The sequence below is a fragment of the Methylobacterium sp. Leaf88 genome (genome assembly GCF_001422795.1).
Taxonomy (GTDB): domain Bacteria; phylum Pseudomonadota; class Alphaproteobacteria; order Rhizobiales; family Beijerinckiaceae; genus Methylobacterium.
This window is the reverse complement of the sequence record NZ_LMMK01000012.1, coordinates 399876-425687: the sequence shown is the minus strand read 5'-3', so window position 1 is coordinate 425687 and position 25812 is coordinate 399876. Positions and strand designations below refer to the sequence as shown.

Below are 25812 nucleotides of genomic sequence, written 5' to 3'. Positions count from 1 at the left end.
CGTGTCGTTTTCAGTCGTCGCACGGCGACCGCATGCCTTAGGCGGCGCAAATGACGAACAAGCGACGGGCTCAGTGACGTTTGCGGCTCCGGCGGTCAACCGCCAGGACGCGACCGCGTCATGCGCCATGCACCAAGTCTTACGGAAGATTGAAGGGGCGCATGCCCTGCACGCAGGGCGACATCCCATCTCGGCGCATTGCGAGCGCGGTTCCACCAACCGATATTGCACTGCAACAGAACAAGAGCGACCCTAGACGAGGAAGCGTCCGCCCCTTCGACGCCACGGACATCTGCCATGCTCGCACTCATCGCCTCGCGCCTCGCCGCTCCGGTCGACGAGCCCATCGACCGCGATCCCGGCATCATCACGCTCGCCGCCTCGCTGCTTCGCGCGGTGACGCGTCGCCACGAGGCCGCCTTTCAGCGCCGCTGCGACCTCGCTGCCAAGACCGACTATCACACTGCGATCTAACCGGCGGCTGCGCCGGAACGGCCGTTAGGCGACCCGTCGTCGGGACTCCGCGCCGATCTCGGCCACCGCCGGCCCCAGGGGGATGGGGGCCGCCTGATCCCAGGCGCCCGAAGCCCGCAGGATGCCCCGTGCGCCGGCCAGCGCGCCGGGACGCAGTTCCAGGCCGAGGAAGCGCTCGCGCGCGAACGGACCGGGCATGAACAGCCCCTCCGCACGCTCCGCCGAGAATCCGAAGCGCGCATAGTATGGCGCGTCCCCCATCAGCAGCACCGCGCCATGCCCGAGACGCTCCGCGCGACGCAGGGCCGCCCGCATGAGGATCGATCCGAGGCCGAGCCCCTGGATCGCCGGGTCGACCGCCAACGGCCCGAGCAGCAGGGCCGGACGCCGGGAACCCGCCTCAACATGCCAGAGACGGCAGGTGCCGACGACGCGACCGTCCTGCTCGGCGGCGAGGGCGAGGCCCTCCGCAGGAAGCCGACCCTCACGCAGGCGCTCGGACGTCTTCAGGCGGCGTGCCTCGCCGAAGCAGGCGTCGAGGAGGTGCTCGCGGGCGACGACGTCGCCTTCCACTTCATCACGGATCTGGACCAAGGCCACACCCCTCCCGAACGTTGGGCAGGCGACAGGACAAATCCGTTCAGGCTGCGGCCGGGGCCGCCGGCCTGAACGGGACGGGCGTGGAGAGTTTCAACGCCGGGCGTCCCCATGGGGAATGCCCGGCATTCGCGTCATGACCGTGAAGGCGTTTAGATGACGTATTGCTGAAGGGGCGGGAAACCGTTGAAGGCGACCGCCGCGTAGGTCGTGGTGTAGGCGCCGGCCCCCTCGATCAGCACCTTGTCGCCGATGGAGAGCGACACCGGCAGCGGGTAGGGCACCTTCTCGTAGAGCACGTCCGCCGAGTCGCAGGTCGGGCCGGCGAGTACGCAGGGCGCCATGCGGTCCTCGTCATGCTCGGTGCGGATCGCGTAGCGGATCGACTCGTCCATGGTCTCGGCCAGGCCGCCGAACTTGCCGATGTCGAGGTAGACCCAGCGCACCTCGTCCTCGGCGTCGGACTTCTTCGAGACCAGCACCACCTCGGCTTCGATCACGCCGGCATTGCCGACCATGCCGCGACCCGGCTCGATGATGGTCTCCGGCATGTGGTTGCCGAAATGCTTGGTCAGGGCGCGGAAGATCGCGTCGCCGTACGATTCCACGCCCGGGACCGCCTTGAGGTACTTGGTCGGGAAGCCGCCACCGAGATTGACCATCGACAGGCTGATGCCGCGCAGGGCACACTCCTCGAAGATCGCGGCGGCGGAGGCGAGCGCGCCGTCCCAGGCATCGGTGTTGCCCTGCTGCGAGCCGACGTGAAACGAGACGCCATAGGCCGTGAGACCCTGGCGGTGGGCGTGCTCCAGCACGTCGACGGCCATCTCCGGCACGCAGCCGAACTTGCGCGACAGCGGCCATTCGGCCCCGGCCCCGTCGCAGAGGATGCGGCAGAACACCTGCACATCGGCAGCCGCGACGCCCGCGGCCTCGGCGGCCCGGGCGATCTTCTCGACCTCGGCCTGGCAATCGACGGCGAAGAGGCGCACGCCGAGCTTGAGCGCGCGGGTGATGCAGCGCTCCTTCTTGATGGTGTTGCCGAAGGAGACGCGGTCGGCGGTGGCACCGGCGGCGAGCGCCATCTCCACCTCGACCACCGAGGCCGTGTCGAAGCAGGAGCCCATCTCGGCGAGGAGGCGCAGGACCTCGGGGGCCGGGTTCGCCTTCACGGCGTAGAATACCCGGGTGTCCGGCAGGGCACGGGCGAACGCGGTGTAGTTGTCGCGCACGACCTCGAGGTCGAGCACCATCACCGGGCCCTCGTCCTGGCCCATGTCGCGGCGTGCGCGGAGGAAATCGCGGATACGATCGGTCATGGTCGTTCCAACCCACAGGTTCGCGGCCGCCCTCAAGGGGCGCGCTGTCGAATGTCAGGACGACGTGAGCCGTCCGGCGTCTGGGGGCGCTGCGTCGCGACGCACCGCATGCTTTGGAGACACGCGAAGCGCAGCGGGCGCGAGAGCACCCGGAAGCTGCCTTGGATTGGAAGGGAGGACCCCCACCGCACGCCGGGCAAAGAGAAACAAGCCTCTTCGGTGCCGGCCTTTGGAGGGCCGACGAGACCAAAAAAGCCCGTTCGTCGTTGCTTTAAGCTGCGTCCCCCGTGGAGAGCGGGGTTCGCCGGTTTCGCCTCCGGCTGCCGGTTGTTGTCGGGGTCCGGTGTTGCCACCTGGATGCCGGCCGGAGGGAATCCACCCTGTCGACCATCGATCCTTTAAGACCCCTGGCGGCTGTCCGGCAGTTGGCCGGATGCCCACCAACCGACACGCGGCCACAGGCACGTGCGAAATTGGGCAAGGCGCATATACGGTCAGGGTGTTCTCCCCACAAGGGAAAACCGCGATCTTTCACCCGAAACCGGGTTGTCTTCCTGGGCTGTTGCAGAAACGCCGCGGACACCGCCGTCCGGCCGACGATGGGCCCTTCCCAAGCCCGTGCGGACGGGCCATCAAGCGCACGGTTTTCCCACAGGCGCACCGGATCGCAGGACGATGTCAAAACCCAACCGGCGCAGAATCGTGCAGGGACTCGCGGCCACGACTCTCCTGGCAGCAACCGGGGAGGCGCGGGCCCAACGCCGCGAGGGGCGCCCGGAGACCCCGTTCGGCTTCGCCGACGTGGAGCGCCGGGCGCAGGACCTGGCCAAGGTCGCCCATGATCCGCGCGTCCCGGCCCTGCCGGCACCGATCGCCAAGCTCGACTACGACGCCTGGCGCGACATCCGCTTCAAGCCCGACAAGGCCTTCCTCGGGGAGGGGAGCCCGTTCCGGCTCCAGCTCTTCCATCTCGGCTTCCTCTACACCCGTCCGGTGACGGTGAACCTCGTGCGCGGTGGCGTGGCGACGCCGATCCCCTACCAGTCGAGCCTCTACGACATGGGGCGCACCAAGCTCGACAAGGCGTTGCCGGTCGATCTCGGCTTCGCCGGTCTGCGCATCCATGCGGCGCTGAACAAGCCGAACCTGCTCGACGAGCTCGTCGTCTTCCTCGGGGCCAGCTACTATCGCTTCCTCGGACGCGATCAGCTCTACGGGCTTTCGGCCCGGGGGCTGGCGGTCAACGTCGAGGGGCAGGGCGGTCCGGAGGAGTTTCCGGTGTTCCGCGAGTTCTGGGTGGGCGCGCCGGAGAAAGCCGACGATGCCCTGACGCTCTACGCGCTCCTCGACAGCCCGTCGCTCACCGGCGCCTACCAGTTCACCGTGACGCCGGGTGACGAGACCAGCGTGGCGGTGCGCGCCACCCTGATCCCGCGGGTCGACCTCGCGACGGTGGGCCTGGCACCGCTCACCTCGATGTTCTTCATCGGCGAGAACGACCGCCGCCACGCCGACGATTACCGGCCGGAGCTTCACGACTCCGACGGGCTTCAGATCGCGGCGGGCAGCGGGGAATGGCTGTGGCGCCCGCTGCACAATCCGCGCGACCGGCGCATCTCCAGCTTCATCGACCGCGACCCGAAGGGCTTCGGGCTGATGCAGCGCGATCGGACCTTCGAGACCTACCAGGACCTCGAAGCCTCCTACGACCGCCGGCCCGGCTATTTCGTGGAACCGGACGGCCCCTGGGGGGAGGGCGCGGTGATGTTGATGGAGCTGCCCACCGACACCGAGACCAACGACAACGTCGTCGCGTGCTGGCGGCCGGCGAACCCCTATCCGGCGGGCACGCCGGTCCCAATGTCCTACCGGGTTCGCGCCGTCGGCGGCGCCCCCCTCCATCCGGGGGGGCGCGTGATCAACACGTTCAGCGTCGCCCCGGTGGCCAGCGGCACCGCCAAGGCCGAAGAGGCCAAGGGCGGCCTGACGCGGCGCTTCCTCGTGGATTTCGCCGGCGGCGACCTCGACTACTATCGCGCCGATCCGAGCCGGGTGGAGGTGGTGGCCAGCACCTCCACCGGCCACATCACGCACAGTTCGGTGACGCCGAACCCGCATATCCGCGGCCTGCGGGCCGCTCTCGACGTGACCCTGGAGGCGCCGGGCCAGGCGACGGACCTGCGCGTCTTCCTGCGGGCCTCCGGCCGTGCCCTGTCGGAAACCTGGGTCTATCCCTGGACGGCCCGGTGAGGGCGCCCTCGATCCAGCCCGATCCGGCGCCGGTGGTGGAGATCCGCCCCGCGACCCTGGCCGACCTCGACGCCCTGGTGGCCCTCGAACACGCCGCCTTCGCCAGCGACCGTGCCGAGCGGCGGGCGATCCGCCACGCGATTCGCTCGGCCAGCATGTCGCTTCTCGTCGCCCTCACCCACGACGCGGCGGGGCAGGCGACCCTTGTGGGCTCCGCCACCCTGGAGCGCCGACGCGGCAGCCGCAGCGCTCGCCTCTCCTCCATCGCCGTGTCCCCGGCGCGGGCCGGTCTCGGGCTCGGCAGCCTCGTCCTCGATGCCGCCGAAGCGGATGCGCGCTCTCATGGCTGCGCACGCCTGCGCCTCGAGGTCCGAGCCGACAACGGTGCCGGAATCCGGCTCTACGAACGGCGGGGCTACACGCGCTTCGCCGCCATCCCGGATTACTACGAGGATGGCATGGAAGCCTGGCGCTACGAAAAGATCCTCTGAAACGCGAAAGCCCGCCCCGGTTGGACCGGAGCGGGCGTTGCAGCCATCCGAACTCGGACGCTGGGTTCAGTCGCAGCTCTCCTTGGTGACCGTCTTGCGGTCGCCGAGATCGTTCTCCTTGGTCACGGTCTTCGAGGAGCACCCGTCGCTGGATTCCCGGCGCTCGACCGTGCGGCTCTCGGTGGACGGACGGTCGACAACGACGGTGTCGGGCGCATCGCGGCGGATGACCGTGGTCTCCGCCTGCACGGCCGAAGCGCCGAACAGCGTTGCCAGGGTGAGGGCGGCGATGATGGGGTTGCGCATGAACATCTCCCTTGAGGAAAATCTGCAGCCCCAACGGCGTTCATCCAGAAACCGTTCCGCTTGTTGGGTGGCGGACCAGCCGAAATCTTCTGGATCTCGTCCCCTCGGTGAACGATGCCCTGCCGACTTCGTCCGAGACCTTACGCGAGGGCCCCGGCGACGACGCTGGCGTAGGGCGTCGTCGGCCGGCCGATCAGGTCACGCAGGGCGTGGCCGTCGTCGAACAGGGCACCTTGGGCGGCGCCGGCATCGGAATCCGCGAGGAGGCGCGCGACCCCTTCCGGTAGGCCCGCCGCGAGGAGGGCCGCCGCGTAATCCGCGGGCGGCAGATCCTGGTAGCGGAGCGGCCGGCCGGAGGCCCGCGCGGCTTCCGCCGCGAAGTCGGGCAGGGTGTAGGCCTCGTCTCCCGCCAATTCGTAGATGCGCCCGGCTGCTTGGTCACCGGTGAGCACCGCGGCGGCGGCCTCGGCGTAGTCGGCACGGGCGGCGCTGGAGATCCGTCCCGTCCCGGCGCTTCCGAGCAGGACGCCGTGCGCGAGGGCCGACGGCAGGGACGCCGTATAGTTCTCGGTGTACCAGCCATTGCGCAGGATGATGGCGGGCAGGCCGGACTCCGTAAGGATCGCCTCGGTGGCGCGATGCTCCTCGGCAAGTCCGAGCGGCGAGGTGTCTGCGTGCAGCAGGCTGGTATAGGCGATCAGACCAACGCGCGCCCGGGCGGCGGCCGCGATGACGTTCCGGTGCTGGGTCACGCGCTGACCGATCTCGCTGGAGGAGATCAGCAGCAGCCGTTCGATTTCCGCGAAGGCCTCCGCGAGGGTTTCCGGGCGGGCGTAGTCGGCCACGCGCACCGCGATACCCTGTGCGCGAAGGTCCTGCGCCGCCGGGCCTTCGCCCTGCCGGACGCCGGCGACGATCCGGGCGGCGGGGACCCGCCGCAGAAGGGCCGCGATCACGAGCCGTCCGAGTTGGCCGGTGGCTCCAGTGACGAACAGTCTCGATGACGGAATCTGGGACATGTCGGGCTGCCTCGTGGTTCTGACTCTCCACAAGGTCTATAAAAGAGACCGACAGGCCCCGTAAGGCGGCAGGTTTCTGAACCCTGGTTACCCGGAGGGAACCGCCCATGACCGATGGCCCTGATCTCGCGGAGCGGTTCGCGGCTTGGCAGGATCTCGGCTTCGACCCGCATCACTGCCCGGTCCGCGACGTGCTGAGTCACCTCGGGGACAAGTGGACGACCCTCATCATCGCGTCCCTTGCCGGCGGCACCCGCCGGTTCGGCGCCATCCACCGGGTGATCCCCGACATCTCGAAGCGGATGCTGACGCAGACCCTGCGCGACCTGGAGCGCGACGGTCTCGTCACACGGCACGTGTTTCCCACGAGCCCACCCAGCGTCGAATACAGCCTGACGCCCCTGGGCGGTTCGTTGCTCCGGCCCCTCGCCGGGCTGGTGGACTGGGCGGAGCGGAATCACCCCGCCATCCGCGCGGCCCGGATACAGTTCCAAGCCGAGCCGTGAGGGGCTAAATCCGGCCGCTCAGCCCTCGATGCGCGAGAAGTCCGCGACCTCGCGGGTCGCCGCCCGCAAGGCGTTGAGCAGGGCGAGGCGGTTCTCGCGCAGGGCCGGCTCATCGGCATTCACCGTGACCCGCTCGAAGAACGCATCCACCGGAGCGCGCAGCGTGGAGAGAGCCTGCATGGCCCCGGCGAAATCCTCCGCCGCCACCGCCGCCGACGCGGTGTCCCGCGCCGCCGCCAAGGCTTCGGCGAGGGCCCGCTCCTCCGGCTCGCCACGGGCGGCCAGGGCCGTGTCGGGGGCAGCGTCGTAGGCGCGTCCGTCCTTCTTCTCTTCAATGCGCAGGATGTTGGCGGCGCGCTTGTAGCCGGCCAGCAGATTCCGGCCGTCGTCGGTCTCGAGGAAGCTGCCCAGGGCCTCGACACGACGGACCACCATCAGCAGATCGTCCTGGCCCGGCAAGGCGAAGACGGCGTCGATGAGGTCGTGGCGGGCGCCCTTGTCGCGCAGGTAGACCTTCAGGCGATCGGCGAAGAAAGCGAGGAGGCTCGCGGCATCCGCGCCAGCGGCGCTCGCAGGCGCGTCTTCCTTCGCCGGGTTGCCGTAGTTCGCATGGCCGTCGGCAGCGGCTTGATAGCCGTCGCGAAGCAGCGACAGCTTGACGGTGTTCTCGATGAGCAGCCGGATCACTCCGAGCGCCGCGCGGCGTAGGGCGTAGGGGTCCTTGCTGCCCGTCGGCTTCTCGTCGATGGACCAGAACCCCACCAGGGTGTCGAGCTTGTCGGCGAGCGCCACGGCCACGGCGACGGCATCGGTGGGGACCCGGTCGGAAGGGCCGACCGGCTTGTAGTGGTCCTCGATCGCCGCTGCGACGCTCGAAGGTTCGCCCTGCAGTGCCGCATACTTGCGCCCCATCAGACCCTGAAGCTCGGGAAACTCGCCGACCATCTCGGTGACGAGGTCGGCTTTGGCGAGCGTCGCGGCACGCTCGGCCTGGTCCGGGTCGGCGCCGACCAGAGGTGCCAGCTCGCGGGCCAGGGCCGCGATGCGCTGCACGCGCGCGCCCTGCGTGCCGAGCTTCTCGTGGAACACGATGCTGTCGAGCTTCGGCAGCCGGTCCTCGAGGCGGATCGCCTTGTCGGTCTCCCAGAAGAACTTGGCGTCCGACAGCCGGGCGCGCACCACCCGCTCGTTGCCGGCAGTTATGGCGAGGCCACCGTCACTGGCGACCAGATTCGAGGTCAGGACGAAGGCCGGCGCGAGGGTGTCGGTGCCGGCTTGGCGCAGGACGAAGCACTTCTGGTTGGCCCGGATGGTGGCGCGGATGGCCTCGGCAGGGATGTCGAGGAAGGCCTCGTCGAAGGAGCCCACCAGCACCACGGGCCATTCGACGAGGCCGGCGACCTCCTCCAGCAGCCCCTCGTCCTCCACCAGTTCGAGGCCCCGCGCGAAGGCGAGGTCGCGGGCGTCGTGCAGGATGATGTCCTTGCGCCGCTCCACGTCGAGCACGACCTTCGCGCGCTCCAGGGCCTGCACGTAATCGTCGAAGCGCCGGACCTCGATGGCCTCCGGCGCCAGGAATCGGTGTCCGTAGGTCGTGGCTCCGGCAACGATGCCGTCCACCGCGAACGGCACCACGTCCGGCGTCTCGGTCTCCGGTCCGAAGGTGGCCACGATGGACTGGAGCGGACGCACCCAACGGAGGGCGCCCGGTTGTGCCGAGGCCTTGCCCCAGCGCATCGATTTCGGCCACGGGAAGTCGCGGATGATCTGCGGCAGGATCTCGGCGAGGACGTCGAGGGTCTCGCGCCCGGGCCGCTCGATCACCGCGACGTAGAATTCGCCCTTCTTCGGGTCGGTGACGATGGTCGCCTGATCGAGGCTCGCCAGCCCAGCGCTCTTCAGGAAGCCCAGGACCGCGCCCTCCGGTGCCCCGACCCGGGGCCCTTTGCGCTCCTCGCGCACGTCTTGGCCGCGCGGCGGCAGGCCGGCCACGTGCAGCGCCAGCCGGCGCGGCGTGGCGAAGGCCTTGGCGCCCTCGTAGAGGAAGCCGCGCTCCACGAGGGCGTCGGTGACGAGCTTCTTCAGGTCGTCGGCCGCCCGCCGCTGCATGCGGGCGGGAATCTCTTCGGAGCGCAGTTCGAGGAGGAGGTCGGGCATGGGATCAGGCGGCGTCCAGGTAATGGTGTTCGGGGTGACGGGCGCGGTCGGCGTTGCGGATCACACCGCGCCACCACCCGCCGTGCGCAGGTACGCCGCCCCGCAGGCCTTCGCGAGTTCGCGCACCCGCAGGATGTAGCTCTGGCGCTCGGTCACCGAGATGACGCCCCGGGCGTCGAGCAGGTTGAAGACGTGGCTCGCCTTGATGCACTGGTCGTAGGCCGGCTGCGCCATCCGGTGCTGGCCGGTCTCGTCTTCCGGCGCACCGGCGTCGAGATAGGTCCGGCAGGCCTTTTCCGCGTCGGTGAACTGGCGAAACAGCATGGCGGTGTCCGCCGCCTCGAAGTTGTGGCGGGAATATTCCTGCTCGGACTGGAGAAAGACGTCGCCGTACGACACCCGATCCTCGCCCGTCCCACCATTGAAATTCAGGTCGTAGACGTTCTCGACGCCCTGGACGTACATTGCCAGCCGCTCAAGCCCGTAGGTGAGTTCGCCCGCCACGGGGGCGCACTCGAAGCCGGCGACCTGCTGGAAATAGGTGAACTGGCTCACCTCCATGCCGTCGCACCAGCACTCCCAGCCGAGGCCCCAGGCCCCGAGGGTCGGGCTCTCCCAGTCGTCCTCGACGAAGCGGATGTCGTGCAGCTTCAAGTCGACCCCGATGGCGTCGAGGGAAGCGAGGTAGAGCTCCTGGAGGTTGGGCGGGTTCGGCTTCAGGATCACCTGGAACTGGTAATAGTGCTGCAGCCGGTTCGGGTTCTCGCCGTAGCGGCCATCTTTCGGCCGCCGCGAGGGCTGGACATAGGCGGCCTTCCAGGGCTTCGGGCCGAGCGCCCGCAGGGTCGTCGCCGGGTGGAAGGTACCGGCACCGACTTCCATGTCGTAGGGCTGCAGGATCACGCAGCCCTGCGCCGCCCAGAATCGCTGCAGGGTCAGGATCAGGCCCTGGAACGAGGTTTTGGGCGCGAGATCGACGGCGCTCGACATGGGTTTTCCGGTCCGTGGAGGGGCGGCCAGCGTTTAAGAGGCGGCCCGGTCGTGTCAAGCGACGGCACCGCACCATGGGCGTGCGTCGCCACACACAATTCGGCCACGATTCGCCTTAGCGGTGGAACGGTCTCGCTTGCTGCCAAGTTTATTCGGCAATCAAGGGGTTCTCACCGTCCTCAAGGGCGGTCGACAATTTGGAACATCGCGCCATGCGCTCGTCCTTCACAGTCTTCGCCGCCCTCGTCGCAGCATCCCTGGTGGCCACCCCGCTGGTGATCACGGCGTCGAACGCGCTCGCCACGGCGGAGTATTCGGATACGGTCACGATGCCCGCCGCCGTGACGCCGATCGAGGTCGCGGCCGTACCGGCCCCCGCCGTTGCCGAGCCCTGCGCCCGGAAGGTCCGGGTGGTCTATGCCGGTTACGGCACCGAGAGCTGCAAGCGCTGAAAGTTGCAAACGCTGAGATCCTACAAGCCGTAGCGGGCGAAGGCCGCGCGATCCTCGATCGCTGCCAGGACTTCGCCCGCGACGCTGCTGCCGGGCGCCGAGCGCCGCAACAGGCGGGCGACGAGCGAGCCCTTCTTCTCGGCGATGAAGACGAGATCGACCTTGTCGCCGTAGCGTGCCCGCAGGGTCGAGCGGGCATCCCCCAGGCCGTCGACGAGACCCAGCGGTAGCGCCTGCTGGCCGGTCCAGACAGCCCCCGTGAACAGGTTTTCGCCATTAGGCGCGAGCTTCGGGCGGCGGGCGCCGACGAGGGCCGTGAACAGGGCCTGCACGTCCGTCTGGATGGCCTTGAGACGCGCCACGTCGGCCGGATCCTCCGGACGGAACGGGTCGAGCATCCCTTTGGCCTCGCCCTGGGTGTGCACCCGGCGATCGATGCCGATGCGCTCGATCAGCCGGTCGAATCCGAACCCGGCCGAGACGACGCCGATCGATCCGACCAGCGACATCGGATCGGCGATGATCTCGTCGGCCGCGCAGGCGATCATGTAGCCGCCGGACGCCGCCACATCCTCCACAAAGGCCAGGACCGGGAGCTTCTTCTCGACCGCCAGGGCGCGGATGCGCTGATGGATCAGGTGCGATTGCGCCGGAGCGCCGCCGGGTGAGTTGATGACCAGCGCGACGGCGGCGATGCCGGGCGTCGCGAAGGCGCGATCGAGGCTGCTCGCGAGACTGCCGATCGACAGTCCGGCGCGGAACGGCGACACGGCGCCGATCGCCCCGCTGAGCCGCAGGACGGCGACGCGCGGCTCCGCACGGCGCCAGCGTCGGGGAAGCAGCGCGCGCAGGGGACCAGGCAGGGAAACGGGCATGCGGCCTCGACTCGGATCGGAGGAGCGGAAGGGTGTTGCGCGTCGGCCACGGAGGGCAGGGTCGCTCGAGCGGTGAGGTGGGGCGGGGCGAACCCTTTTGCCAGCGTCGCCGTTGTCGCCTCACGCCGCCGCATCGTGGCGGCCCGCGCGCCTCCCGGGGAGGCCCGCGCAGCAGCGAAGGAGACGCGACCATGCGCATGATGCGTTGGATGGCCCTGGCACTCGGCATGCTGGCCGGTGCGATGGGATTTGGAGCGACGGCGACCGCCGCGCCGATGCCCGTGGCGGGTATCGAGGCCGGTGCGCAGGCCCCCCTGGTGGCGCAGGCCCGGTGGCACGGACATCGGCGTCATTGGCATCACCGCCGGCACTGGCACCATCGCCACCACGGGTATCGCCGCCACCATTGGCGCCGGCACCACGGCTGGGGCCACCGCCATCACGGCTGGCATCGGCCTTATCGGGTCCGGACGTTCTACTGAGCGCGCCCCTCAGGGGACCTCGACGCCGGCATCGACCCACCCGCGACCCTCGTGAAGGGCCGCGGCGTGCGGGGTGAAGCGGCCCTCGTCGTCATGAAGGACGACGGGCGGCAGGAGCCGCAGCGGAGCCCGGCTTCCCTTCACGCCGCTCACGAGGATGCGGATCGCCGGCTGATTCCGCTTGGCGTGGACCGGCCGGATCGCCAGCGCGCCGAAGCGGCCGCGGGCGGCGTCGAGGCAGGCGGGGAGGTGATCCGCCCGGTGGATCAGGCCGAGCCGACCTTGTGGGCGGAGCAGATCGACGCAGCTGCGCATCCAGGCCTCGATCCCGCCGTCCGAAAAGGTATGCGCGCTGGCTTTGCCGGTCACGGGGGAGGGCCGGTGTCGTCCGAGCTCGAAGTAGGGCGGGTTCGTCAGGAGGAGGTCGGCGAGGCCGGGCGTCAGGCCATCGGCTTGCCGACGCAGTCCGGGCGCCAGCACGTCCGCCTCGATGACCGTCGTGCGGTTTACCAAGCCATTCGCCTCTGCGTTGCACCGGGCGTAAGCCGCCAGGTCCGGGTCGCGTTCCACCAGCACCACGCGGCAGTCGGGGCTCCGCAGGGCCACCGCGAGGCCCACCGCACCGCTCGCCGCCCCGACGTCGCAGACGACCGCACCGGACTCGGGTGCCAGGAGCCCCGCCAGAAGGACCGCGTCCGTGCCGGCCCGATGCGCGCCGCGCGGCGGCTGGATCAGGCGAAGCCGACCGCCGAGCCAGAGATCGGCCCCGGGCTCAGGCATCCCGCAACTCGTGGGCGAGGCCCGCATCCGTGAGCAGGCGGCGCGCCTGCATCGCCTGATCCCGCGGCACCAGAAGACGCCGCGCGAAGGCGCCGATGGAGCCTTCGAGAAAGCTCATGTGCTGGTCGGCGACGAGGGCCGGAATGGCTGCGGCCTCCAGGATCGACTGGGCGAACCCGATCAGGACCACGTCGTTGCTGCGAATGAGTTCGGTCATACACGCTCTCCCCGGCGCCATCCCGGGCACCGCCCCTGGATGTATAGCTTGCGGCATGGTGCGTGTTGCAGCGCCTCCGGGCGCATGCGATGGGGTGTCACGGACGCGGTCGATTGGATCGCGCCGCGTTGGCGTAGGGAAGCGGGAGGCCTCAAGGTCTTGGGCGTCGTAGTTCCGATCGATGAGAGAAGTCCCGATCCCGAGGCGAGCCTGGCCGACCTCGTCGCCCTGGTGTCCGGTGGGATGGAGCGCGTCAACGCGACGATCCTGTCCCGCACCGGATCCGACGTCCAGATGATTCCCGAAGTCGCCAACCACCTGATCTCCTCGGGCGGCAAGCGCCTTCGGCCGATCCTCACGCTCGCGACCGCCGATCTCTGCCACTATGTCGGCGACGGTGCGGTGAAGCTCGCCGCCAGCGTCGAGTTCATGCATACCGCAACCCTCCTGCACGACGATGTGGTCGACGGCAGCGACATGCGTCGCGGCAAGGTGGCGGCCCGCATTAAGTGGGGGAACGAGGCCAGCGTCCTGGTGGGCGATTTCCTCCTCGGCCAAGCCTTCCGCATGATGGTGGAGGTCGGATCGCTGAAGGCCCTCGACATCCTGTCGGCGGCGGCCACCATCATCGCCGAGGGCGAGGTGATGCAGCTCACCGCGGCGAAGAACACAGAAACGAGCGAGGCCGAGTATCTCGCGGTGATCAGCGCCAAGACGGCGGAGTTGTTCGCCGCCGCCTGCGAGGTCGGTCCGGTCCTGGCTGAGCGCGACGCCGCCGAGCAGGCGGCCTGTCGCGCCTACGGCATGAACCTCGGCATCGCCTTCCAGCTCATCGACGACGTCCTCGATTACGGCGGCACCAGCGATACCCTGGGCAAGAATGTCGGCGACGATTTTCGCGAGGGCAAGATCACGCTGCCCATCGTCCTGGCGGTGCGTCGTGCCACGGGTAGCGAGCGCGGCTTCTGGAAGCGGACGCTCGAACTCGGCGAGGTCACGGACAACGATCTCGAAACAGCGCGCGCCATCCTGCGGCGTCACGGCGCCCTGGAGGAAACGATGGCGCGCGCCCGCCTGTACGGCGACCGGGCCCGGGATGCCCTGAAGACGTTCCCGCCGAGCCCGATGAAGCACGCCCTGCTGCAGGTCGTCGACTTCTGCATCGCCCGGGCGCACTGAGCGTCCCGGCGCAGCGTCGGATCGTCAGGCTGCCGCCTGGCGCATGACCGGCGGCAGAGCGAGGGCCACGCGCTCGCAATCGGTGACCTCGGACGTTTCGGCCGGGGACGGCGCGATCACGATCCGGCCCGCGTCGTCGGACCATTGCGTGAGAAGACCGTCGGTGGTGGCCTTGTCCATGGGCCGCCCGAAGAGGTAGCCCTGGCCGTAGGTGCACCCCTGGCCGGCAAGCCAATCGACGCTGGTCCCGCTCTCGATGCCCTCGGCCGTAGTGAGAAGGCCGAGGCTGGAGCCCAGGGCGATGATCGCATCCACGAGCTTGGCGCGCTCGCTGCTCAGCCGCATCGATTCCACGTAGCTGCGGTCGATCTTCAGCTTGTCGAACTGCAGTTCGCGCAGATGGTAGAGGCTGGAATATCCGGTCCCGAAATCGTCGAGGGCGATGCGGACGCCAAAGCTCTGGAGCGACTTCAGGGCGGTCCGCGCCGCTTCGAGATCGTTGACCAGGGCCGTCTCGGTGATCTCGATCTCCAGGCGTCCCGGTGCGAACCCCGTCTCCGTCAGGATGCCGAGGATCTGCTCGGGCAGGTGCGGATCGCGCAGCTGCAGCGGTGAGATATTGATCGCCAGCTGGAGATGGGCCGGCCAGAGCCGAGCGTCCCGGCAGGCCCTGCGCATCAGCGACCAGGTGAGTTCGGCGATCAGACCGGTCTCCTCGGCCAGGCTGATGAAATCGGCCGGGGTCAGGACGCCCAGCCGGGGATGATTCCAGCGGGCCAGCACCTCGAACCCGATGAGATCGCGGCCGGGCAGCGACACCACCGGCTGGTAGAACGGCTCGATCTCGCCCTGCTCGATGCCGACCCGCAATTCCCCTTCGAGCCGGGCGCGTGCCTTCAGGGCCTGACCCATGTCGAGATGGAAGAACCGGTAGGTCCCGCGCCCATCCCGCTTGCCCTGGTACATGGCGACATCGGCGGCGTGCAGCAGCGCCTCGGCGGTGCGGCTCTCCTCCGTCGCCGTCGCGATTCCAATGGTGGCTCCGATCTCAAGACGGCTTTGGGTCCAGGCGATCGGCTGAGAGAGCGAGGCGATGATGCCCTGCGCGAGCCGCGCCAGAGCTTCCGGATCGCTGTCGGTGTCGAGAAGAAGAGCGAACTCATCGCCCCCGAGGCGCGCGACGAGGCTCTGGGGCGGCGCGAGGGCCCGCAGGCGATCGGCGATGACGCATAGGACGGCGTCACCCGCGGCATGACCATGGACGTCGTTCACCGGCTTGAAGCGGTCGAGGTCGATCAGCATTACGGCGACCCGCGGGAGACCGGTGGCCACGCGGATGCGCGCCGCGAGGGTTTCGCCGAACAGCCGGCGATTGGCGAGACCCGTCATCGCATCGTGGCGTGCGACGGCCTCGGCATGCGCCTCGGCCCCGTCCCGATCCTGCATCGCCTTGCGCAGCTTGAACGACTTGCGGATGGCCGCCACGACCACGCCCAGGCTCATGCAGAGGGACAGCATCAGCAGATCCTGAAGCTGATGCGTCCGGGTCGCGTCGATGAGAACCGTGAAGAACCCCAGCTGAGTGCCGACGATCCAGATGCAGGAGCCGATCATCATCAGGCACAGGAGTTCTCGGAGCTCGCCCTCTCCCCACGAGTTGTTTTTTTGGTCGGGCATGCACCGCTCCTTGCGCGCGCCGATCCTGCAGCCTCAAACCTTGAGCGAGCGTAAAGCTGACGTCTGAAGTCGGCGCCGTTGCACGGAAAGTTGCTATCCCACCAAGAGGGCGAATGCTTAGCGCAGCATCGCTGCCGTGACCCACCAGCCTGGATGAACTGCCGCGATGCTGCGTGCGGCGCGGGCCGCCTCGGACCGATGCCCGAAAATCCCGAACACCGTCGCGCCGGACCCCGACATCCGCGCCAAGCGGCATCCGGAGGCGGCCCGCAGGGCCCCGAGCGCCACGTCGATCACCGGGGCGAGGCTCCGCGCCGGGGTTTCGAGGTCGTTGCGGGCAGGGGTGATCGCGCGCAGGAGGGCCTCCGCCCCGAGACCGGGGGCGATGACGGGATGCGCGCCGGTGCCGTGGCGATCGCCGACCGCGAGCCCGAGCGCGCGGAACACCGGCGCAGTCTCGACCGGGACGCCCGGATTGATGAGGACCGCCGGCAGCGGGGTCATATCCAGGGCGGGTCCGACGGCCTCGCCAGCGCCCGCCATCATGCGGGCGCTTGGGACGAGACAGACCGGGACATCGGCGCCGGTGGCACGGGCGGCCGCGACCAGGTCCGGATCGTCGGGGGCGATGTCGTTCAGGCGGCCCAGAAGGCGCAGGGCCGCCGCGGCGTCGGAGGAGCCGCCGCCGATACCTGCGGCGACGGGCAGGCGCTTCACGAGATGGAAGCTGCCCTGGCGGAGACCGGGCCGAAGGCGGGCGAGATGACGCGCCGCGCGGATGACGAGGTTGTCGTCGAGGGGGCCGGCCGGGCGGGCCGTCGGCCCCGAAACGGTCAGCGCCAGGTCGGGACCCGGCTCCAGGCTGAGCGTGTCGCCTGCGCCGGTGAAGACCACGAGACTTTCGAGCTCGTGATAGCCGTCGCCGGCCCGGCGGCCGAGGACGTGAAGGGTGAGGTTGATCTTCGCCGGAGCGCGGGTGACGAGGAGGGGCACGGACACTCGGGGCTCATGGGTCGGGCAATCGCGGGGCCGGTCTGGCCTCGCGACGCGCGTTCCGTCAAGCCTTCGGGCCGATCAACCGCCGCTCTTCTTGTCGGCCGCGCCCGGGGGCTCGTTCGGGGCCGGGGCGCCCTTCGGCAGCTCGGGGTTCACCTTGCTCTCGGGCGGATTCTCGGCGGTGGCGGCGGGCTTCTCGAGTTCCGGCAAGCCGTCCTTGAGCTTGGCATTGATCTTCTCGAGGTCGTCCGGCTCTGGGTTCAGGTCCTTGGCGTGCTGCCATTGAAACTTGCCCTCCAGGCGACGCCCAGCGCGCCAGTAGGCGTCGCCCAGGTGGTCGTTGATGGTCGGATCGCCGGGCTTCAGCTCGATCGCCTTTTCCAGCTCGCGCACCGCATCGTCCCAGCGGCCGAGGCGGAAATAGGCCCAACCCAAGCTGTCGATGATCATGCCGTCGCGCGGAGCCGCATCGACGGCCTGCTTCAGCATCGTGAAGGCCTCGTCGATGTTCATGTTCTGATCGACCCAGGAATAGGCCAGGTAGTTCAGCACCTGGGCCCGGGCGCCGGGCTGGCTCGCGGGAACCAGCTCAAGGGCCTTCTTCAGGTCGGCCTCGGCCTTCGGCCACTGCTTGGCGCGCTCGTAGGCGGTTCCCCGGAAGTAGAACGTCGTCCAATAGTTCGCGGCCGGCTTGTCGCCGATCAGCGCGATGGCACGGCTGTAGGTCTCCGCCGCCTCCTCGTACTTCTTGCGCGAACGCTGGACGTTGCCGAGCGCCGTGACGACGTCGATGTCGTCCGGATGCGCCTTCATCGCGGCATCAAGATGGGCGATGGCCTCGTCGCCCTTGCCCATCTGCTCCAGGTTCAGTCCGACCTGGACATCGGCATTGAGGCGCAGGGGCGAGGTGGTGGGGATCTGCGAATAGGCCTCGTTGGCCCGCTCGGTCTGCTTCATCCGGTCGAGGATGTCGGCAAGGGTGAGCCGCGCGAGGGCGTGCTCGGGGGCGAGGTAGAGGGCGAGGCGCAGATAGACCACCGCCGGCAGTTCGTCGCCCTGGGTCGAGCCGGCCGAGCCGAGACCGTACAGCACCTCGCCCGCGCCCTCCTGCGCCGAGTTGACGAGGCGGCTGAGGGGTTTGCCCTCCTTCAGCTTGGTCAGGGCATCGCGCACGATGGGGTGGCGCGGCAGCAGCTTGTCAAACTCGGTATAGGCCTGGATCGCGAGGTCGGTGCGGCCGGCCTGGGCCTCGAAGCGCGCATAGGCGTCGACGATGCGCAGGGTGTTGCGGTCGGCGTCGTAGGCGGCCTTAAGGCGGCGCTCGGCTTCAGCCTGATCGCCGACGAGGCTGGCGATCAGCCCGGCATGGAAGTCGCGGAAGGTGTTGTAGTAGCGTTCGCCCTTGAGCTTGTTGATGGTCTCCAGCGCGCGCTTGCCGTCGTTGGCCCCGGCGAAGGCCCACGCGGTGAGCAGCGTCCCGGTCAGGTCGGCGGCGGCCCCCCGGCCGCTGCGCGCGAAGTTCTGGCGGGCCTGGGCGAACTGTCCCGCCTTGATCTGGCGCACGCCGAGGGCGAGCTGGGCGAGACCGTTCGATCCGTCGCGGCTGGTCAGGCGTTCGGCGGCCCGGAAGGCGTCCGGCAGGGAGCCGTCGGCGAGCAGCGACACGAAGGCGCGCTCCAGCAGCTCGGCGTTGCGGGGATCGGCTTTCACGGCCTCGCGGTAGTAGCTCGCGGCGGCTGCGGTGTCCTTGGAGGCACCGGCGATGTAGGCCGAGAGGAAGTTGCCCTCCAGCGACTCCGCGGGCTCGTACTCGGAGATCGGAGCGGATTCCCGCGGCTGAGCCGCGTAGGCCGCCGGCGAGTTCGCGAGGCAGACGGCGAGGGCCGAGAGGACCCGGCGGCCGGTCCGGCTGATTTTGGCTGTTCCGTTCATGGGCACCGATCACGGCTCCTGCGCACCAGCCATCTCGGTGGCCGGGCTCGTTCGGGGCGGGACACTGGACTCTTACCGCCATCCTCGCAAGGCATAAGGATGGCGGCACCTGCGCCCGCCATCCCCCCTCATTCGACCGTGATCCGGGCGGCAGAGCGGGCCCCCTCACATGTTCGGGTAGTTCGGCCCGCCCGGTCCTTCCGGGGTCTCCCAGTTGATGTTCTGGTTCGGATCCTTGATGTCGCAGGTCTTGCAGTGGACGCAGTTCTGGGCGTTGATCTGGTAGCGTACGCCGTCGCTGGCGCCGGCATCCTCCACCCATTCGTAGACGCCCGCCGGACAGTAGCGGGCCGACGGGCCACCGTAGACGTCGTGCTCGGAGGCCTTCTGCAGCTCCATGTTTCGCACCTTGAGGTGGGCCGGCTGGTCCTCCTCGTGGTTGGTGTTAGACAGGTAGACCGAGGAGAGTCGGTCGAAGGTCAGCTTGCCGTCGGGCTTGGGATAGACGATCGGCTTCACCTCGCTCAACGGCTTCAGCGTCGCGTGGTCCGGCTTCCCGTGGCGCAGCGTTCCGAAGGGCGAGGCGTCCAGGATGGTGTTCGACCACATGTCGAGCCCGCCGAGGCCGACGCCGACGAGCGTGCCGTACTTCGACCAGAGCGGCTTGACGTTGCGCACGCGCTTCAGGTCCTGGCCGATGGCGCTGTCGCGCCAGCCGTTCTCGTAGGTCTCGAGCTCGTCGCCCTGCCGGCCGGATTCGAGTGCCTGCGCCAGGGCCTCGGCCGCCTGCATGCCGGAGAGGACCGCATTGTGCGAGCCCTTGATGCGGGGCACGTTCACAAAGCCGGCGGAGTCGCCCACGAGGCAGCCGCCCGGGAACACGAGCTTCGGCACCGATTGCCAGCCGCCCTCCATGATGGCGCGCGCGCCGTAGCCGATGCGCTTGGCCCCGTCGAAGGTCTCGGCGATCATCGGGTGGGTCTTGAAGCGCTGGAACTCCTCGAACGGCGACAGGGTCGGATTCTCGTAGTTCAGGTGCGTGACGAAGCCGACCGAGAGCAGGCCGTCGTCGAAATGGTAGAGCCAAGAGCCGCCGCCGGCCTTGTTCGGCAGGGGCCAGCCCATGGTGTGCTGCACGAGGCCGGCCTGGAACTTGTCAGGGGCGAGCTGCCAGAGTTCCTTGACGCCGAGGCCGTACTTCTGGTGGTCGCTGTAAGCGTTGAGCTTGAAGCGATCGATCACCGTCTTGGTCAGCGATCCGCGCGCGCCCTCACCGAAGACCGTGTACTTGGCCCGCAACTCCATGCCGCGGGTGTAGTCGTCGCGCGGCTCACCGGACTTGCCGATGCCGAGGTCGCCCGTGGCGACGCCCACGACGACGCCGGATTCGTCGTAAAGCACCTCGGATGCCGGGAAGCCCGGGTAGATCTCGACGCCGAGCTCCTCGGCCTTGGCGCCGAGATACTTCGTCACGTTCGAGAGCGAGCCCACGAAGTTGCCGTGGTTCGACATCAGCTTGGGGAAGAACAGGTTCGGCATGGTGAGGCCGCTGTTCTTGGTCAGGAACATGAACTCGTCGCGCGCGACCGCCGTCTTGAGCGGGCGCGCCTCGTCCTGGCGCCAGCCGGGCAGCAGGCCGTCGAGGCCCGAGGGATCGATCACCGCGCCCGACAGGATGTGGGCACCGACTTCTGAGCCCTTCTCCACCACGACGATGCTGGCATCGGCGGACAACTGCTTGAGGCGGATGGCGGTCGCGAGCCCGGCCGGCCCGGCCCCCACGATGACCACGTCGAATTCCATCGCCTCGCGTTCGGGCAGCGCCATCCGTCATCCTCCTGTGAGGCCCTGCTCTGCCGCGGGGCCCTCGTCATTCGTCCCGATCGTCCGTCTACGGACCGACGATCCCGTGTCCGGCGATCACTCTCAACCCATTCCAACCTGAGAACGCAAGCGGCGCCAAGGTCTCGGGGGCAGCGGGTGACGATGTCGCGCGGTTCAAAAGGCAGTGCGCAGCGTCGCATGCCCGGTTGTCCACAACTGCGAGAGGCGCCACATCGGGATCATGAGTCAGAGCGACGACCGACAGCGGGATCTCATCGCCAGCCTCGATTTTCACGTCGAAGCCGGACTCGACCTCTTCCTCGACGAGGCGCCCCACGATCGCTTCTCGGAGGCCGAGGCGCCCGAGCCGATGACGGCGCCTCCCGCACGGCCCGCGCCTCTGCGCGACGCACCGGCCCCGTCGCGCCCACCCTTGCCCGGCGCCGGCATGGTCCTGGCCGATTTGCCCCAGCGCGGCGCGGCCCCGCCGCCGGCCCGGACCTTCGGCCAGTCGGCCGCGTCCAAGCCTGGGGAGGCGGCCGGCGATGCCCGTGCGCGGGCCCGCGACGTGCAGAGCCTCGACGAGCTGGAGGCGCTGCTCGCCGGCTTCGATGGTTGCCCGCTGAAATTCACCGCCAAGAACCTCGTCTTCGCCGACGGCAATCCGGCGGCAAAGCTGATGTTCATCGGCGAGGCCCCGGGGGCCGACGAGGACCGCGTCGGCAAACCCTTCATGGGCCGTTCGGGCAAGCTTCTCGACCGCATGATGGCGGCCATCGGCCTCGACCGGACGAACGCTTACGTCACCAACATCGTCCCGTGGCGGCCGCCGGGGAACCGCAACCCGACCCCGCAGGAGGTCTCGATCTGCAGGCCGTTCATCGAACGGCAGATCGAACTCGCCGATCCGGACCTCATCGTCTGCCTCGGCAGCCCGGCCACGCAGGCGATCACCGGCACCAAGGACGGCATCTTGAAGGCGCGCGGTCGCTTCTACCCCTACCGCGTCGGGAGCCGCGAGATCCGTGCCCTGGCGACGCTGCATCCGGCCTATCTCCTGCGCCAGCCGCTGCAGAAGCGCCTCGCCTGGCGGGACTTCCGGACCTTGCGCGCCGCCCTCGACGGGAAGGCCTGAGCCCGCTCGGGCCGGCGCCCAAGCGGAACCGTATCCCGTAGCTGCGACTTACTTCACGCGGCCGTGTGTGACGCCGCGTGGCCGGACAGGGTGTAACGAGATCATGCGCTGGGAAGATTTCCGCTCGTCGGACAATGTCGAGGATCGGCGCGGCGAAGGTGGTGGCGGTGGTGGGTTCGGCTTTCCCGGCGGCGGAGCCGGTGGCCTTGGCATCGGCACCATCGTGATCCTGTGCATCATCGGCTGGGTCACGGGCATCAACCCGGCGGTCCTGATCGGCGGTGCCGAGCAGATGTCCGGCGGAGGACGCCCGCGCCAGGAGCAGGTCGACCCCCAGACCCAGGCCCAGCGCAAGACCAAGCCGACGGACGAGAGCGGGCGCTTCGCCGCCGCGATCCTCGGCAACACCGAGGACGTGTGGAAGGAGGTCCTGCCGAACCAGACGGGCCGCCAGTACCGCCCGACCGCGATGGTGCTCTACACCGGCGGCACCCGCAGCGGCTGCGGCTCGGCCCAGGCCGCCATGGGGCCGTTCTACTGTCCGATCGACAAGAAGGTCTATCTCGACACTTCGTTCTTCAAGGAGATGGAGCAGAAGTTCGGCGTGAAGGGCGACTTTGCCTACGCCTACGTCATCGCCCATGAGGTTGGCCACCACGTGCAGGACGAACTCGGCATTCTTGGCAAGGTCCAGGGCCGCCAGCAGAACGCGTCGAGCAAGACCGAGGCGAACCAGCTGTCCGTGCGCACCGAGCTCATGGCCGACTGCCTCGCGGGCGTCTGGGCCAAGAATTCCAACGACAAGTATAACGCTCTGGAGCAGGGCGACATCGAAGAGGCGATGCAGGCGGCGAGCGCCATCGGTGACGACAAGCTTCAGAAGCAGTCGCAGGGGTATGCCGTGCCGGATTCCTTCACGCACGGCTCATCCGAGCAGCGGATGCGCTGGTTCATGACCGGCTATCGCAGCGGACAGACGAAATCCTGCGACACGTTCCGGGCCGCGCGGAACTGAGCTGCAGCCGGCGCGCTGTCGGGGGGCGGGACTTTCGCGTAGGATCGGTCCTGTCCCGCCCGCGTTCGGTTGAAGGCATTCCAAGATGGTCGCATCCGACAAGACCCGCAGCTTCATCCCGCTGGCCATCGCGGTCCTCACGGTATCGGACACCCGCAGCGAGGGGGACGACCGCTCCGGCAACACCCTCGTCGAGCGCCTCACGGCAGCGGGGCACACCCTGGCCGCCCGCGCCATCGTCCCCGACGAGGTCGAGGCGATCCGCGGACAGGTCGATCGCTGGAGCCGTGACCCGGCCGTCGACGTGGTCATCACCACGGGCGGCACCGGTTTCACGGGTCGCGACGTGACGCCCGAGGCAATCGAGCCCCTGTTCGAGAAGCGCATGGATGGTTTCTCGGCCGTCTTCCACCGCATTTCCTACGACAAGATCGGAACCTCGACCTTGCAGTCACGCGCCACGGCGGGCGTCGCGAACGCGACCTACATCTTCGTTCTGCCCGGCTCTCCCGGCGCCTGCCGCGACGCTTGGGACGGCATCCTGGCCGCGCAGCTCGACTACCGCCATCGGCCCTGCAACTTCGTCGAGATCATGCCCCGCCTGGACGAGCACCTGCGTCGCGGCGCTTCGATCTCGGTGTAGGCGGGACGGTCGACCCGCGATCCGCGGCGATTACGCCCGGTCGAGGCGCGCCGCGAGCGGACGGGCCTTCAAACGGCGGTTGAATTTCGGGCCCGCCAGCAGGCGTTCGCGGCGCACCAGATCGCCTGGGCGTGGAGCGTTCACGCCGATGACGCGCTCCCCTCCGGCGGCCAGGCGTGCCGGCAGGCCGGTATGGGGGCGGCGCAAGCGGGCCAAAGACACCTCCGGGCGGGCCGTCCCGATGAAGCGGTCCAGAAGACGGATCCAACCCTCGGCGGGAACATCGCCGGCCTCGAGACACAGCACCCAGTCCCGGCGCGCGATCTTCGCACCGGCCGACCAGGGCGACGACCCACGACCACGCAGAACGACCGTCGCGCCGGTCGCCTCGGCCACGGCCTCGATCATCGCATTCGCGACCGGCACGACGATCACCGCGTCACCGACGAGTCCCGCCGCAACTCCGGCGACCAGCGCGCCTAGCGTATCGGCGAGATGATCGACGGAATCGGGGTCGGCAGGCCGCGCCACGGAGATGAGAGCCGAAAGCATGCGCGCGCATACCGTATTTTCGCGTAGCGCCAAGCCACATCGCGGCGACGCAGAGGACGCAAATGGGTGGAAACGCGACACGACACGCGTTCTGCCTGAAATTTTTGCAGCGCCCCGAGCATTTGTTCATGATACGTTCTCGTCCGATCCCAATGGATGAACCTCGCCCATGCCAGCAGACGCCACTCGCCCATCGTCCGCCGGCCCCGCGGCTGCGCGACGCCTCGGCGAGACCACACCGCAGCCGATGGGGCGGCGGGGCCGGGGTGCCACGGCCAATCCGAGCGGACGGTACGAGGCGGCCCGACGGGAAACCTTCGACGACGGCTGGTCCGGCAACGAGGAGGCGGTCCCCGTCCGGACCGAGGTGCGGCCGGAGCATGCCCGCACGCTGATCACCCGCAACACCTCGCCCGACATCTCGTTCGATCGCTCGATCAATCCCTACCGCGGCTGCGAGCACGGCTGCGTCTACTGCTTCGCCCGTCCGAACCACGCCTATGTCGGCCTCTCACCGGGCCTCGACTTCGAGACCAAGCTGTTCCGGAAGGTGGGTGCCGGCGCTCTGCTCAAAGCGGAGTTGTCGGTACCGGGCTACCGTCCCGCCACCATGGCCCTGGGCACCGCCACCGATCCCTACCAGCCGATCGAACGGGAGCATCGCGTAACCCGCGCGGTGCTGGAGGTCCTGGCGCGGTTCCGCCACCCGGTCGGCATCGTGACGAAATCGAATCTCGTCGTGCGCGATCTCGACCTCCTCACCGACCTCGCGCGCAACGGTCTCGTGAAGGTCGCGATCTCGGTGACCACCCTCGATCCAGTCCTGGCACGCCGGCTGGAGCCCCGCGCGCCGCATCCGCAAAAGCGCCTGGACGCGATTGCCCGCCTGAGCGCCGCGGGCATTCCCGTGATGGTCATCGCCGCGCCGATCTTCCCTTCGTTGAACGACCACGAGCTCGAGGCGATCCTCGCCCGGGCCCGGGCGCTCGGCGCCGTGGAGGCGAGCCACGTACTCCTGCGCCTGCCGCTCGAACTCGATGACCTGGTGAACGACTGGTTCGCCGAGCATTACCCAGGTCGCCAGCGCCACGTCATGTCGCTGGTCCGCGCCGCGCGGGGCGGAAAGGCCTATGACGCCGCTTTCGGCACGCGGATGACCGGCACCGGCGCCTATGCCGACCTGATCCGCCAGCGCATGCGGCTCGCCCGGCAGCGCCTCGGCTATCCCGAAGTCCGTCGTCGCCTGCGCGTCGATCTGTTTAGGGTTCCGCGCGACCAGTTGAGCCTGTTCTGAGATCGTAGGCGCGCGTGAAGCTGAGCCGATGATGGGGCGAGCGGCCGCGGTGTGCGAGGCCGGCGAGATGGGTGCGCGTGCCGTAGCCGACGTTGCTCGCCCAGCCGTAGTCCGGGTAGCGCCCGGCCAGCCGACGCATCAATGCGTCGCGCAGGGTCTTGGCCACGATGGAGGCGGCGGCGATCTGCGGCACCAGCCGGTCGCCGCCCACTACGGCGCGGCCGGGGAGGGCGAGTCCCGGAATCGTGTCGCGGCCGTCGACCCAGACCGGTGCGTCGAGATGCAGGCCGAGGACCGCGCGCTGCATGGCGTCGAGGGTGGCGGCGCGGACGTTGATCCGATCCACCAGCGCGCGCGATCCGGCCGCCACCGCGACGCGGGCCCACGCCCGGATGAGTGGAGTCAACGCCTCGCGCTCGGCCGCCTTCAGGCGCTTGCTGTCGTCGAGACGCGCCAGAAGCTCGGGCGGGAATGCAGCCGGCGCGAACCACACCGCCGCGACGATCACCGGGCCGCAGAGGGCCCCCCGCCCAACCTCGTCGCAGCCGATCACGGCCGGGTAGGTCTCCGCCAGGCGCGGGTCGAAGGGCGGCATCGGCAGGGTCCGGGCAGGGGGCTGATCCCTTCCCCTAGCGTGCGCGGTCAGTCGG

At 69.1% G+C, this 25812-nt stretch carries 26 protein-coding genes; 11 read left to right on the top strand and 15 right to left on the bottom strand.

Annotation, left to right across the window (positions count from 1 at the left end):
* The first annotated feature begins 297 nt into the window (after positions 1–297).
* The gene (locus tag ASF20_RS24585; protein WP_200917634.1) at positions 298–474 is read left to right on the top strand and encodes a hypothetical protein; all 177 of its coding nucleotides are present in this window, start codon (positions 298–300) and stop codon (positions 472–474) included.
* Between the two features lie 24 nt (positions 475–498).
* Here ASF20_RS24585 and ASF20_RS08365 read toward each other — a convergent pair whose 3' ends face one another.
* Together ASF20_RS08365 and ASF20_RS08360 are read right to left on the bottom strand one after the other, a co-directional pair.
* Positions 499–1068: an N-acetyltransferase gene (locus ASF20_RS08365; protein ID WP_056273719.1), complete on the bottom strand. Its 570-nt coding sequence runs from the start codon at positions 1066–1068 to the stop codon at positions 499–501.
* A 155-nt stretch (positions 1069–1223) separates the two neighbouring features.
* On the bottom strand, positions 1224–2390 hold the full coding sequence (locus tag ASF20_RS08360) for a type III PLP-dependent enzyme (RefSeq protein WP_056272887.1): 1167 nt from the start codon (positions 2388–2390) through the stop codon (positions 1224–1226).
* Positions 2391–3065: 675 nt separating this feature from the next.
* Here ASF20_RS08360 and ASF20_RS24895 point away from each other — a divergent pair.
* Both ASF20_RS24895 and ASF20_RS24890 read left to right on the top strand, forming a co-directional pair.
* Entirely contained in the window at positions 3066–4640 is a 1575-nt protein-coding gene (locus ASF20_RS24895; RefSeq protein ID WP_056272884.1) for a glucan biosynthesis protein G, read from the top strand.
* Positions 4637–5131, top strand: coding sequence for an N-acetyltransferase (locus tag ASF20_RS24890; protein ID WP_056272881.1), 495 nt, complete (start codon positions 4637–4639; stop codon positions 5129–5131). Before ASF20_RS24895 ends, ASF20_RS24890 begins: the two co-directional genes overlap by 4 nt.
* 66 nt (positions 5132–5197) lie before the next feature.
* Here ASF20_RS24890 and ASF20_RS08345 read toward each other — a convergent pair whose 3' ends face one another.
* Together ASF20_RS08345 and ASF20_RS08340 are read right to left on the bottom strand one after the other, a co-directional pair.
* Positions 5198–5437 (bottom strand): hypothetical protein, encoded by a 240-nt coding sequence (locus tag ASF20_RS08345; protein ID WP_056211425.1) that lies wholly within the window; start codon positions 5435–5437, stop codon positions 5198–5200.
* 140 nt (positions 5438–5577) lie between these two features.
* A complete protein-coding gene (locus tag ASF20_RS08340) occupies positions 5578–6456 on the bottom strand; it encodes an SDR family oxidoreductase (protein WP_056272879.1) in 879 nt (292 codons plus the stop codon).
* Between the two features lie 107 nt (positions 6457–6563).
* Here ASF20_RS08340 and ASF20_RS08335 point away from each other — a divergent pair, with 107 nt between their 5' ends.
* Positions 6564–6962, top strand: a complete 399-nt coding sequence (locus ASF20_RS08335) for a helix-turn-helix domain-containing protein (protein WP_056272876.1) — start codon at positions 6564–6566, stop codon at positions 6960–6962.
* Positions 6963–6980: 18 nt separating this feature from the next.
* Here ASF20_RS08335 and glyS read toward each other — a convergent pair whose 3' ends face one another.
* Positions 6981–9119, bottom strand: coding sequence for a glycine--tRNA ligase subunit beta (gene glyS, locus ASF20_RS08330; protein ID WP_056272874.1), 2139 nt, complete (start codon positions 9117–9119; stop codon positions 6981–6983).
* Positions 9120–9179: 60 nt separating this feature from the next.
* Entirely contained in the window at positions 9180–10109 is a 930-nt protein-coding gene (locus ASF20_RS08325; protein WP_056272868.1) for a glycine--tRNA ligase subunit alpha, read from the bottom strand.
* A 212-nt stretch (positions 10110–10321) separates the two neighbouring features.
* Between ASF20_RS08325 and ASF20_RS08320 the strand changes: the two genes are divergently transcribed.
* Positions 10322–10561, top strand: a complete 240-nt coding sequence (locus ASF20_RS08320) for a hypothetical protein (RefSeq protein WP_056272867.1) — start codon at positions 10322–10324, stop codon at positions 10559–10561.
* Between the two features lie 20 nt (positions 10562–10581).
* Here the strand turns inward: ASF20_RS08320 and ASF20_RS08315 are convergent, their stop codons facing one another.
* A complete protein-coding gene (locus ASF20_RS08315; protein WP_056272864.1) occupies positions 10582–11436 on the bottom strand; it encodes a S49 family peptidase in 855 nt (284 codons plus the stop codon).
* Positions 11437–11627: 191 nt separating this feature from the next.
* On the opposite strand from ASF20_RS08315, the gene ASF20_RS08310 reads away from it, so the two are divergent.
* A complete protein-coding gene (locus ASF20_RS08310) occupies positions 11628–11918 on the top strand; it encodes a twin-arginine translocation (Tat) (protein WP_200927201.1) in 291 nt (96 codons plus the stop codon).
* 9 nt (positions 11919–11927) lie between these two features.
* On the opposite strand, the gene ASF20_RS08305 is transcribed toward ASF20_RS08310, so the two are convergent.
* Positions 11928–12698: a methyltransferase gene (locus ASF20_RS08305; protein WP_056272862.1), complete on the bottom strand. Its 771-nt coding sequence runs from the start codon at positions 12696–12698 to the stop codon at positions 11928–11930.
* Entirely contained in the window at positions 12691–12915 is a 225-nt protein-coding gene (locus ASF20_RS08300) for a DUF2007 domain-containing protein (RefSeq protein ID WP_056272859.1), read from the bottom strand. Before ASF20_RS08300 ends, ASF20_RS08305 begins: the two co-directional genes overlap by 8 nt.
* A 159-nt stretch (positions 12916–13074) precedes the next feature.
* Here ASF20_RS08300 and ASF20_RS08295 point away from each other — a divergent pair, with 159 nt between their 5' ends.
* A complete protein-coding gene (locus tag ASF20_RS08295; protein WP_056210957.1) occupies positions 13075–14094 on the top strand; it encodes a polyprenyl synthetase family protein in 1020 nt (339 codons plus the stop codon).
* Between the two features lie 24 nt (positions 14095–14118).
* On the opposite strand, the gene ASF20_RS08290 is transcribed toward ASF20_RS08295, so the two are convergent.
* The 4 genes from ASF20_RS08290 to ASF20_RS08275 all read right to left on the bottom strand — a co-directional run bounded on the left by ASF20_RS08290 (position 14119) and on the right by ASF20_RS08275 (position 20526).
* Positions 14119–15771, bottom strand: a complete 1653-nt coding sequence (locus ASF20_RS08290; RefSeq protein WP_082501231.1) for an EAL domain-containing protein — start codon at positions 15769–15771, stop codon at positions 14119–14121.
* Positions 15772–15888: 117 nt separating this feature from the next.
* Positions 15889–16764, bottom strand: coding sequence for a 4-(cytidine 5'-diphospho)-2-C-methyl-D-erythritol kinase (locus tag ASF20_RS08285; RefSeq protein ID WP_056273711.1), 876 nt, complete (start codon positions 16762–16764; stop codon positions 15889–15891).
* An 81-nt stretch (positions 16765–16845) separates the two neighbouring features.
* On the bottom strand, positions 16846–18699 hold the full coding sequence (locus ASF20_RS08280) for a tetratricopeptide repeat protein (protein WP_056272856.1): 1854 nt from the start codon (positions 18697–18699) through the stop codon (positions 16846–16848).
* 165 nt (positions 18700–18864) lie between these two features.
* Positions 18865–20526, bottom strand: coding sequence for an electron transfer flavoprotein-ubiquinone oxidoreductase (locus ASF20_RS08275; RefSeq protein ID WP_056210961.1), 1662 nt, complete (start codon positions 20524–20526; stop codon positions 18865–18867).
* A gap of 238 nt (positions 20527–20764) precedes the next feature.
* On the opposite strand from ASF20_RS08275, the gene ASF20_RS08270 reads away from it, so the two are divergent.
* From ASF20_RS08270 to moaB, 3 genes are all read left to right on the top strand, one after another.
* On the top strand, positions 20765–21658 hold the full coding sequence (locus ASF20_RS08270; protein WP_056272854.1) for a uracil-DNA glycosylase: 894 nt from the start codon (positions 20765–20767) through the stop codon (positions 21656–21658).
* 103 nt (positions 21659–21761) lie between these two features.
* A complete protein-coding gene (locus ASF20_RS08265) occupies positions 21762–22673 on the top strand; it encodes a neutral zinc metallopeptidase (protein WP_056272852.1) in 912 nt (303 codons plus the stop codon).
* A gap of 85 nt (positions 22674–22758) precedes the next feature.
* The gene (gene moaB, locus ASF20_RS08260) at positions 22759–23316 is read left to right on the top strand and encodes a molybdenum cofactor biosynthesis protein B (RefSeq protein WP_056272850.1); all 558 of its coding nucleotides are present in this window, start codon (positions 22759–22761) and stop codon (positions 23314–23316) included.
* Positions 23317–23346: 30 nt separating this feature from the next.
* On the opposite strand, the gene ASF20_RS08255 is transcribed toward moaB, so the two are convergent.
* On the bottom strand, positions 23347–23868 hold the full coding sequence (locus ASF20_RS08255) for a hypothetical protein (protein ID WP_056272847.1): 522 nt from the start codon (positions 23866–23868) through the stop codon (positions 23347–23349).
* A 169-nt stretch (positions 23869–24037) separates the two neighbouring features.
* Between ASF20_RS08255 and ASF20_RS08250 the strand changes: the two genes are divergently transcribed.
* A complete protein-coding gene (locus tag ASF20_RS08250) occupies positions 24038–25162 on the top strand; it encodes a PA0069 family radical SAM protein (protein ID WP_056272845.1) in 1125 nt (374 codons plus the stop codon).
* On the opposite strand, the gene ASF20_RS08245 is transcribed toward ASF20_RS08250, so the two are convergent.
* Positions 25128–25757, bottom strand: a complete 630-nt coding sequence (locus ASF20_RS08245; protein WP_056272842.1) for a ribonuclease HII — start codon at positions 25755–25757, stop codon at positions 25128–25130. The genes ASF20_RS08250 and ASF20_RS08245 overlap by 35 nt on opposite strands.
* Between the last annotated feature and the right edge of the window lie 55 nt (positions 25758–25812).

Excerpts from the sequence above, each read along its gene's own strand:
- ASF20_RS24895 (WP_056272884.1), top strand. The coding sequence starts at position 3,066 with ATGTCAAAACCCAACCGGCGCAGAATCGTGCAGGGACTCGCGGCCACG.
- ASF20_RS08250 (WP_056272845.1), top strand. The coding sequence starts at position 24,038 with ATGCCAGCAGACGCCACTCGCCCATCGTCCGCCGGCCCCGCGGCTGCG.
- glyS (WP_056272874.1), bottom strand. The coding sequence starts at position 9,119 with ATGCCCGACCTCCTCCTCGAACTGCGCTCCGAAGAGATTCCCGCCCGC.
- ASF20_RS08270 (WP_056272854.1), top strand. The coding sequence starts at position 20,765 with ATGAGTCAGAGCGACGACCGACAGCGGGATCTCATCGCCAGCCTCGAT.
- ASF20_RS08245 (WP_056272842.1), bottom strand. The coding sequence starts at position 25,757 with ATGCCGCCCTTCGACCCGCGCCTGGCGGAGACCTACCCGGCCGTGATC.
- ASF20_RS08310 (WP_200927201.1), top strand. The coding sequence starts at position 11,628 with ATGCGCATGATGCGTTGGATGGCCCTGGCACTCGGCATGCTGGCCGGT.
- ASF20_RS08275 (WP_056210961.1), bottom strand. The coding sequence starts at position 20,526 with ATGGCGCTGCCCGAACGCGAGGCGATGGAATTCGACGTGGTCATCGTG.
- ASF20_RS08345 (WP_056211425.1), bottom strand. The coding sequence starts at position 5,437 with ATGCGCAACCCCATCATCGCCGCCCTCACCCTGGCAACGCTGTTCGGC.
- ASF20_RS08255 (WP_056272847.1), bottom strand. The coding sequence starts at position 23,868 with ATGCTTTCGGCTCTCATCTCCGTGGCGCGGCCTGCCGACCCCGATTCC.
- ASF20_RS08325 (WP_056272868.1), bottom strand. The coding sequence starts at position 10,109 with ATGTCGAGCGCCGTCGATCTCGCGCCCAAAACCTCGTTCCAGGGCCTG.
- ASF20_RS08315 (WP_056272864.1), bottom strand. The coding sequence starts at position 11,436 with ATGCCCGTTTCCCTGCCTGGTCCCCTGCGCGCGCTGCTTCCCCGACGC.
- ASF20_RS08290 (WP_082501231.1), bottom strand. The coding sequence starts at position 15,771 with ATGCCCGACCAAAAAAACAACTCGTGGGGAGAGGGCGAGCTCCGAGAA.
- ASF20_RS08300 (WP_056272859.1), bottom strand. The coding sequence starts at position 12,915 with ATGACCGAACTCATTCGCAGCAACGACGTGGTCCTGATCGGGTTCGCC.
- ASF20_RS08305 (WP_056272862.1), bottom strand. The coding sequence starts at position 12,698 with ATGCCTGAGCCCGGGGCCGATCTCTGGCTCGGCGGTCGGCTTCGCCTG.
- ASF20_RS08340 (WP_056272879.1), bottom strand. The coding sequence starts at position 6,456 with ATGTCCCAGATTCCGTCATCGAGACTGTTCGTCACTGGAGCCACCGGC.
- ASF20_RS08265 (WP_056272852.1), top strand. The coding sequence starts at position 21,762 with ATGCGCTGGGAAGATTTCCGCTCGTCGGACAATGTCGAGGATCGGCGC.
- ASF20_RS08335 (WP_056272876.1), top strand. The coding sequence starts at position 6,564 with ATGACCGATGGCCCTGATCTCGCGGAGCGGTTCGCGGCTTGGCAGGAT.
- moaB (WP_056272850.1), top strand. The coding sequence starts at position 22,759 with ATGGTCGCATCCGACAAGACCCGCAGCTTCATCCCGCTGGCCATCGCG.
- ASF20_RS24585 (WP_200917634.1), top strand. The coding sequence starts at position 298 with ATGCTCGCACTCATCGCCTCGCGCCTCGCCGCTCCGGTCGACGAGCCC.
- ASF20_RS08280 (WP_056272856.1), bottom strand. The coding sequence starts at position 18,699 with ATGAACGGAACAGCCAAAATCAGCCGGACCGGCCGCCGGGTCCTCTCG.
- ASF20_RS08320 (WP_056272867.1), top strand. The coding sequence starts at position 10,322 with ATGCGCTCGTCCTTCACAGTCTTCGCCGCCCTCGTCGCAGCATCCCTG.
- ASF20_RS08360 (WP_056272887.1), bottom strand. The coding sequence starts at position 2,390 with ATGACCGATCGTATCCGCGATTTCCTCCGCGCACGCCGCGACATGGGC.